Here is a 6,732-nt window from a genome sequence, read left to right as displayed (position 1 = left end):
GACCGCGCTACCGTTCAACCCCGACGCGCCTTTACAAGGAATATCAGCAAGGCCACCCCCGGCAACCCCGCCCCCACCAGCGCCACACCCTGCCAGCCAAACTGGCTGAACACCGCACTGGCTACCGCCGAACCCAGCGCCCCACCCAGGAAGATGCTGGTCATGTACACCGCGTTCAGCCGCCCGCGGCTGGCCGGGTCCAGCGCGTACACTTCACGCTGGCCTATGACCATGTTCATCTGCACCGCAAAATCCAGCAGCACGCCGGTCAGGCCCAGGCCGATCACGCTGTAGCCTGGCACCGTCAGCCCCAGCAACAGTGCCGCTGGCGCCAGCAACAACGCCAGCAGTGAACCGGCCCGGGCATGCCCGGCATCGGCCAGGCGGCCGGCCATGGGTGCGGCAACGGCGCCCACCGCGCCCACCAGGGCGAATACCGCGATCTGGCTCTGCGACAGGCCATGCTCGGTTGCCAGGGCCATCGGCACCGCCGTCCAGTAAAGGCTGAACGCCGCGAACATCAACGCCTGGTAAAGCGAGCGCTGGCGCAGCAAGGGATAACGGCGCAGCAACGTGAGCAGCGACAGCATCAGGCCGGCATAGCTGGCCTTGTGCTCGGGCACCCGCCGCGGCAAGGTCAGGGCCAGCAGCAGGATGATCGCCAGCATCACCCCGGCAGCGCCAATGAACACCGCACGCCAGCCGAAGTAGTCGGCCACCAGGCTGGACAACGGCCGCGCCAGCAGGATACCCAGCAGCAGGCCGCCCATGATGTTGCCGACCACCCGCCCACGCTGCTGCTCCGGCGCCAGGTGCGCCGCCAGCGGGATGAGCATCTGCACCGCCACGGAACTGAAACCGATCAGCAGCGCGTAGCCGAGGAACAGCTGGCCTTGGCCGCTGCTGCTGGTACCCGCCAGCAGCAGGCTGACGCAGGCCAGCACGGCGGTAGCCACCATCAAGCGGCGGTTCTCCAACAGGTCGGCCAGTGGTACCAGCAACAGCAGGCCCAGGGCATAGCCCAGCTGTGTGAGTGAAACGATCAGGCTGGCATGCTCGGTGGACAGCCCCAGGTCCGGGGCGATCAGGCCAACGATGGGCTGGGCGTAGTAGATATTGGCGACGATGGCGCCGCAGCAGAAAGCCAGCAGGGCGACCAAGGCCCGGCTGAGGCCGGTGGCTGCAGGCTGCGCCGCGGCAAGGGAAGGGTTCATGCGAGTGTCCTCGGCAATGGCTGGAATATGCTGGCCACCATACCCAGACGTTCTTCAGGCGAGAATCCAGCGCTGGCGCAACAGGGCTTTGCACACTGCGCAACACTAGGTGCCGCGCTGCAACAGGTTTTCGCAAAAGTCGATAAAGGCATTCACCCGCCGCGAACCACGATGGTTGGGCAGGTACAGGGCGTTGATGCTGTCATTGGCCGCGCCGGGGCTGACCTGCCAATCGGGGAACAGCCGCTGAAGGCGCCCGGCCGCCACATCCTCTTGCACCAGCCAGTCGGCGAGCAGCGCGATGCCGCTGCCCGCCAGTGCGGTTTCGCGCAGCATGTCGGCATTGGCACTGCGCAACGGCCCGCTCACATCCAGTTCCAGACTGTCCTGCCCACGGGCCAGGCGCCAGGGGCGCCCTTTCTGCCCGTAGCGAAAGCGCAGGCAGGCGTGCCCGAGCAACTGCCGCGGATGCTCCAGCGCGTCTCGCCCGGCCAGATAGCCCGGGCTGGCCACCAGCCAGCGCTGGAAGCGCCCCAACTGGCGGCATACCAGCTCGTCATTGGGCGAGGGGTCGCCCAGGCGGATCGACAGGTCATAGCGCCCGTCAAGCAGGTCATCCAGGCGGTCGCTGAGGTCGATGTCCAGCTCCAGAGCCGGATGTTGCGCCAGAAACGGCCCAAGGTGCGGGGCGATGACCCGCCTGCCGAACTCCACCGGCAAGCACAGCCGCAGCACACCGACAGGCTCCTCGCCCCGGTCGGCGACACTGGCATCGGCCTCGTCCAGGGCCTCGAAAATACCCCGCGCGCGCTGGTAATACCGGGCGCCGGCCTCGGTCAGGCTGACCTGGCGGGTGGAGCGGTTGAGCAAGGTGGCGCCCAACGCCGCTTCCAGCGCATCGACCAGGCGCGTCACCGACGATGTCGCCAGCCCGAGCCGGCGTGCGGCAGCAGAAAAGCCCTGGGCATCGACGGTGGCCACGAACATCTTCATCGCCAGGAGTTTGTCCATTTGTTGCCCGTCTTCCAAATCCCGGAAAGTTCTTACAAACAGCCGGGCCGGTCAAGAAGCGCGGCATACGGCAATTGCGTCCATAGTGGAACCACCCCCTTTCAAACGAGGTTTTCCATGATCCCGACCAACCTGCTGACTGCCCTTCCCCCTTGCGATCCCACCAGCGCCGAATGGGTCGACCAGCTGCTCAGCCGCCCGGGCGTGCGCGTGGAACGTATCGTCTCCAGCGGCCAGGCCAGCCCGCCCGGTTTCTGGTACGACCAGGCCGAAGGCGAATGGATCGTGCTGCTCAGTGGTGCCGCCGGCCTGCGCTTCGAGCACGAGAGCCACACCCGCCTGCTGGCGCCGGGCGATTGCCTGGACATCCCACCGCATTATCGCCACCGTGTGGAATGGACCGCCCCCGGCACCGCCACCATCTGGCTCGCGGTGTTCTACAGCAGCAGTACTCCGTGGCCGGCGTGAATCCGGTCATTGAAAATCGAACGCGGGTCACCCACCCGACATGAACATCCTGTTTACTGCATTTTTAAACGCATGATCTAGACTTTTAGCCACACAGTGCACAGTTCAGCCCTGCGACAATCCGCCCCACAAAATTATGTACCAACTTGTTAATTAGCAAGCTAAGAGATTACACTGCGCGCATTCCACCTGCTGAGATCCCTGGCATGAAAGAAACCCCGCGCGCCTCTGGCGCCACAAACATCATCCTGGTCGGCCTGGGCGTGATCATCGCCCTGCTCGGCCTCCTCCTGGCTGCGGGCGGCGTCAAGCTGGCCGGCCTGGGCGGTTCCTGGTACTTCCTGATCGGCGGCCTGGCCATGGCCATCGCCGGCGTCCTCATCGCTCGCCGCAAACCGGCTGGCGCCTGGCTGTACGCGGCATTTCTGGTCGGCACTGCCATCTGGGCGCTGATCGATGCTGGCCTGGTGTTCTGGCCGCTGTTCTCGCGCCTGTTCATGTTCGGCGCAATCGGCATGGTGGTGGCGCTGGTCTACCCGCTGCTGGCCCGTGCCAATGGCGCCAGCGCCGGCCGCGGTGCCTATGGCGTTGCCGGGGTGATGGCCGTGCTGCTGGTGATCGCCGCCGGCAACATGTTCGTCGCCCACCCAAGTGTCGCCCCCACCGGCAAAGGCCCGGGCATGACCCCGGTCGAAGCCGACAAGGCGCAGAAGGACTGGGCCCACTACGGCAACACCGAAGGTGGCAGCCGCTTCGCCGCGCTGGACCAGATCAACCGCGACAACGTCAACAAGCTGAAGGTAGCCTGGACCTACCACACCGGTGACGTGGCGCTCAGCGACGGCAACGGTGCCGAAGACCAGCTGACCCCGCTGCAGGTCGGCAACAAGGTGTTCATCTGCACCCCGCACAACAACCTGATCGCCCTCGATGCCGACACCGGCAAGGAGCTTTGGAAGAACGCGATCAACGCCCAGTCCAAGGTCTGGCAGCGTTGCCGTGGCATGGCCTACTTCGACGCCACTGCCGCCATCGCCCAGCCGACCCAGCCGAACAGCTCGCCAATCACCGCGGTCAGCGTACCGGCCGGTGCCAACTGCCAGCGTCGCCTGCTGACCAACACCATCGATGGCCGCCTGATTGCCGTCGACGCCGATAACGGCGAGTTCTGCCAGGGCTTCGGCAACAACGGCCAGGTCGACCTCAAGGCCGGCCTGGGGGATGTGCCGGACTCCTACTACCAGCTGTCCTCGGCACCTCTGATGGCCGGTACCACCGTGGTGGTCGGCGGCCGCGTCGCCGACAACGTCCAGACCGACATGCCAGGCGGCGTGATCCGTGGTTTCGACGTGATCACGGGTGAAATGCGCTGGGCCTTCGACCCCGGCAACCCGGAAGATCGCCAGGCGCCGCAGGGTGACAGCACCTATGTGCGCAGCACCCCCAACAGCTGGGCCCCGATGTCCTACGACCCGGTGATGAATACCGTGTTCCTGCCGATGGGCTCGTCGTCCACCGACATCTACGGTGTCGAACGCAGCAAGCTGGACCACACCTATGGCGCTTCGGTACTGGCCCTGGACGCCACCACCGGCAACCAGAAGTGGGTGTTCCAGACCGTGCACAACGACCTGTGGGACTTCGACCTGCCGATGCAGCCGAGCCTGATCGATTTCACCAAGGACGACGGCCAGTCGGTACCTGCAGTGGTAATCGGCACCAAGGCCGGGCAGATCTACGTGCTCGACCGCGCCACCGGCAAGCCGCTGACCCAGGTCGACGAAGTACCGGTCAAGCCAGGCAACATCCCCAACGAGCCATACTCGCCAACCCAGCCGAAGTCGGTGGGCATGCCGCAGATCGGCGCGCAGACCCTGACCGAATCGGACATGTGGGGCGCAACCCCGTACGACCAGCTGCTGTGCCGCATCGACTTCAAGAAAATGCGCTACGACGGCCTGTACACCGCGCCGGGCACCGACCTGTCGCTGAGCTTCCCGGGTTCGCTGGGTGGCATGAACTGGGGCAGCATCTCCACCGACCCGGTACATGGTTTCATCTTCGTCAACGACATGCGCCTGGGCCTGTGGATCCAGATGATCCCGTCGCAGAACAAAGGCAGTGCCGCTTCCGGAGGCGAAGCGCTGAACACCGGCATGGGCGCAGTACCGCTCAAGGGCACCCCGTATGCGGTGAACAAGAACCGCTTCCTGTCGGTGGCCGGCATTCCGTGCCAGGCGCCGCCATTCGGCACCCTGACCGCCATCGACATGAAGACCCGCCAGGTGGCGTGGCAGGTACCGGTGGGTACCGTCGAGGACACCGGCCCGCTGGGCATCCGCATGCACCTGCCGATCAAGATCGGCCTGCCGACCCTTGGCGGCACCCTGTCGACCCAGGGTGGCCTGGTGTTCATCGCCGGTACCCAGGACTTCTACCTGCGCGCCTACGACAGCAGCAACGGCAACGAAATCTGGAAGGCCCGCCTGCCAGTTGGCAGCCAGGGCGGCCCGATGACCTACGTCTCGCCGAAGACCGGCAAGCAGTACGTGGTGATCACGGCTGGCGGCGCGCGCCAGTCGACTGACCGTGGCGACTACGTGATTTCTTACGCCTTGCCGTAACACCGCGTCGCCCCCTTCGCGGGTAAACCCGCTCCTACAGGAACTGCACCGTTTGCAAGGGCAGTGAAAATCCTGTGGGAGCGGGCTCACCCGCGAAGAGGCCTTAGAAGACAACCCGAGATTCAGCAATGCCATCCGCAATTCGCATCACCCCCACCCTGCTGCTGGCCCTGGCCAGCAGCACCGCCCTGGCCGACGGCGACCTGATGACCCGCAGCACCCTGACCGGTGACTGGGGCGGCCTGCGTCACCAGCTGGAAGAAGACGGCGTCAAGTTCACCGGCGACTACAGCGGCGAAACCGCCTACAACGCCCACGGTGGCCTGCACCGCTCGGCGCGCTACTCGCAAAACCTGAAACTGGGTGTGCAATTCGACCTGTCGAAACTGTACGGCCTGGACAACGGTGGCAAGGTCCAGCTGACCATCAACGACCGCCGCGGCAACAGCGCCTCGGAAGACCTGGTGGGCAACCGGCTGCCGATCCAGGAAAACTTCGGCGGCCTGTACACCCGCCTGACCGAGCTGAGCTACGAGCGCACCCTGTTCACCCCGGCACTCAACGTCAAGCTCGGCTACATGGCCATGGGCAACGACCTCGGCGGCCTGGACAGTGGCATCCTGTGCAACTTCATGAACGCCGGCTTCTGCGGCCACCCGCTGAACATGTCTGGCGGCAGTGGCTGGACCAATTACCCCAATGCCCACCTGGGCGTGCGGGTGAAGTACGACCTGTCGCCGTCCTGGCAGCTGCGTGTGGCGGCGTTCAACGTCGACCCGGAAAGCAACGGCAATTCCAGCCGCGCCTGGCACCTGGGTCCCAAGCACACCACCGGCACCGTGGTACCGGTAGAGCTGGTGTACAAGCTGCAGGGCGAGCTGCCCGGCGAGTACAAACTGGGCTACTACTACGACAGCTCCGATGTGAAGCGCATCGGCAGCGACGAGGAAGTGTCCGGCCGCGGCGGCCACTACCTGCTGGTCGACCAGGCCGTGTGGAACGACCAGGGCTTGCCGGGCCGCAGCCTGCATGCCTTCGGCCAGTACTCGGCGTCGAGCAAGGCCGCCTCGCCGTTCACCAAGTGGTATGGCGCTGGCGTGGTGCTGTACAAGCCGTTCGCAGGCCGCCCGAAGGATACCGTGGCGCTGGGCTATGGCCGTGCCGTGCCCAACCCGCGTAGCCGCGACGTGCTGGAAGATGCCGCGTTCAATGCCGGGGAGCAGTTCCCCGATATCGACAGCGCCGAGCAGTTGGTGGAGCTGAGCTACGGCTACCAGGCCACGCCGTGGCTGAACCTGCGCCCGGATGTGCAGTACATCATCGAACCGGGTGCGTTCTCCGGGAAGGATATCGACAACGCGCTGGTGGTTGGCCTGCAGGTCAAGGCTACCTTCTGAAATCTTGATTGGGGCTGC

General features: G+C 65.4%; 5 protein-coding genes. 3 read left to right on the top strand and 2 right to left on the bottom strand.

What is annotated here, in order from left to right; all coding sequences use genetic code 11:
• Window positions 1-14: 14 nt before the first annotated feature.
• Complete coding sequence (locus tag ACK1U9_RS19015; protein WP_085599019.1) at window positions 15-1,214, bottom strand: MFS transporter; 1,200 nt, start codon at window positions 1,212-1,214, stop codon at window positions 15-17.
• 105 nt (window positions 1,215-1,319) lie between these two features.
• Window positions 1,320-2,225 (bottom strand): LysR family transcriptional regulator, encoded by a 906-nt coding sequence (locus ACK1U9_RS19010; RefSeq protein WP_196174427.1) that lies wholly within the window; start codon window positions 2,223-2,225, stop codon window positions 1,320-1,322.
• Window positions 2,226-2,342: 117 nt separating this feature from the next.
• Here ACK1U9_RS19010 and ACK1U9_RS19005 point away from each other — a divergent pair, with 117 nt between their 5' ends.
• The 3 genes from ACK1U9_RS19005 to ACK1U9_RS18995 all read left to right on the top strand — a co-directional run bounded on the left by ACK1U9_RS19005 (window position 2,343) and on the right by ACK1U9_RS18995 (window position 6,714).
• Window positions 2,343-2,693: a cupin gene (locus tag ACK1U9_RS19005; protein WP_196183592.1), complete on the top strand. Its 351-nt coding sequence runs from the start codon at window positions 2,343-2,345 to the stop codon at window positions 2,691-2,693.
• 206 nt (window positions 2,694-2,899) lie between these two features.
• Complete coding sequence (locus tag ACK1U9_RS19000; RefSeq protein ID WP_449110090.1) at window positions 2,900-5,317, top strand: glucose/quinate/shikimate family membrane-bound PQQ-dependent dehydrogenase; 2,418 nt, start codon at window positions 2,900-2,902, stop codon at window positions 5,315-5,317.
• A gap of 128 nt (window positions 5,318-5,445) precedes the next feature.
• The gene (locus tag ACK1U9_RS18995) at window positions 5,446-6,714 is read left to right on the top strand and encodes a carbohydrate porin (protein WP_046615412.1); all 1,269 of its coding nucleotides are present in this window, start codon (window positions 5,446-5,448) and stop codon (window positions 6,712-6,714) included.
• Window positions 6,715-6,732: the final 18 nt, after the last annotated feature.

Source organism: Pseudomonas sp. XP1, assembly GCF_053557675.1.
This window is presented reverse-complemented; position numbering and strand designations above follow the sequence as displayed.

What these genes read in the sequence shown, in the direction of transcription:
- ACK1U9_RS19015 (WP_085599019.1), bottom strand. Translation starts at nt 1,214, where the DNA reads ATGAACCCTTCCCTTGCCGCGGCGCAGCCTGCAGCCACCGGCCTCAGC.
- ACK1U9_RS19010 (WP_196174427.1), bottom strand. Translation starts at nt 2,225, where the DNA reads ATGGACAAACTCCTGGCGATGAAGATGTTCGTGGCCACCGTCGATGCC.
- ACK1U9_RS19005 (WP_196183592.1), top strand. Translation starts at nt 2,343, where the DNA reads ATGATCCCGACCAACCTGCTGACTGCCCTTCCCCCTTGCGATCCCACC.
- ACK1U9_RS19000 (WP_449110090.1), top strand. Translation starts at nt 2,900, where the DNA reads ATGAAAGAAACCCCGCGCGCCTCTGGCGCCACAAACATCATCCTGGTC.
- ACK1U9_RS18995 (WP_046615412.1), top strand. Translation starts at nt 5,446, where the DNA reads ATGCCATCCGCAATTCGCATCACCCCCACCCTGCTGCTGGCCCTGGCC.